Genomic DNA, 1,410 nt, shown 5'->3' on the forward strand with positions numbered 1-1,410 from the left:
ATGGGTCTTGTGACGGATGTGTGGGTTGGTGGTCATCGGTGGGGTAGCTGGGGTCGGTGGCCGCCGAGGCTGAGCATGGCCAGGGCGATGAGGGCCTCGGATGAGTGAAAGCCGAAGGCCATCCGGGTGAGCAGGCGGATCTTGGCGTTGACGGACTCGATCCGGCCGTTGGACATGCCGTGTTCGATGGCGGCGTTGATCGCGTCGCGGTGTCGGGTGACGCGTCGTTGCAGGTCGATGAAGACGTCGATGCGGCTGCGGCGGGCCCAGCCGATCCACCTGTCGAGGGCTTCGGTGGCGGCGGTCGGGCTGGTCTTAGCCAGGCTGAACACGCAGCGCAGGCCTTCCTTGAGCGCCCATGCCCGGTGTAGGCGAGGGTGAGTCTTGGCGATCCAGTCGAGCTTGGCTTGTTGGCCCTTGGTCAGGTTTTCCGGGTTCTTCCACAACGCCCAGCGGGTGTTCTTCAACATCCGGGCCTCCCCGATGGCGACGCCGCGACGACCGGCCCCACGGCCGATGGCCTCGTTCCATACCTGTCGGCGAACCCGGTCGACGGCGTCGGTGGCCCAGGCGACGACGTGGAACGGATCGGCGCAGCGGACCGCGTTCGGGCAGCGACGGCGGATGACCGTGGTGATCCAGTCGGCGCCGTCGGCGGACACGAGCGTGATCTTCGCGGCGCGCACAGGGCCGAGCAGGTCGAAGAACGCGTGCAACGTGGCGGCGCTCTTGCCGGGCGCGGCCCAGACCAGCCGACCGGTGTCATGATCCACCACGACGGTCAGATAGCGGTGGCCCTTCTTGTAGCTGACCTCGTCGATACCGATACGGCGTAGTCCCTCGAACTGATCCACCGCGGCGCCGGTATCGGCCCACACGCGCGCCACGATCGCTCCGACGGTGCGCCAACTGATCCGCATCAACTGCGACACCGCCGACTTCGCGGTGTGCACCGCCAACCACGCCACCGTCGCGTCAAACGCCCGCGTATGCCCTGCCCCGTGCCGAGCCCACGGCACCGCCGCGACCACCACTCCGTGCATCGGGCACGACACTCGAGGCGCGTCCGCCTCGATCATCACCCGCACCACGCCCAGATCCAACGCACGCCACCGCCGCCGGCCACCTGCGTCATAGCGCACACACCGCCGCCCGCAATGCGGACACCGCTGCCGGGCGCCCTTACGCACCCGAACATGCGCCACCAACACCGACCCGTCCGGATCGAACTCGACACCTTCCACCACCGCCTGCTCGACCCCGAGCAGCGCAGCCCATACCCTGGCAGAACGCACGCCGTTCTCCCGCCCATCCAGTTCTGACCTTCGACAAGCCAGAACCTAGGCAGGACAACGGCGTGCCCCATAAACGACGCGCCCGACCACCCACAGACACGTCACAAGATCCATA

At 67.7% G+C, this 1,410-nt stretch carries 1 protein-coding gene; it reads right to left on the reverse strand.

Annotated features, from left to right (window positions below):
• Positions 1–32: 32 nt before the first annotated feature.
• Positions 33–1,295, reverse strand: coding sequence for an ISL3 family transposase (locus AC1WTP_RS34375; protein ID WP_481653371.1), 1,263 nt, complete (start codon positions 1,293–1,295; stop codon positions 33–35).
• Positions 1,296–1,410: the final 115 nt, after the last annotated feature.

The sequence above is a fragment of the Micromonospora sp. R311 genome (assembly GCF_056780015.1).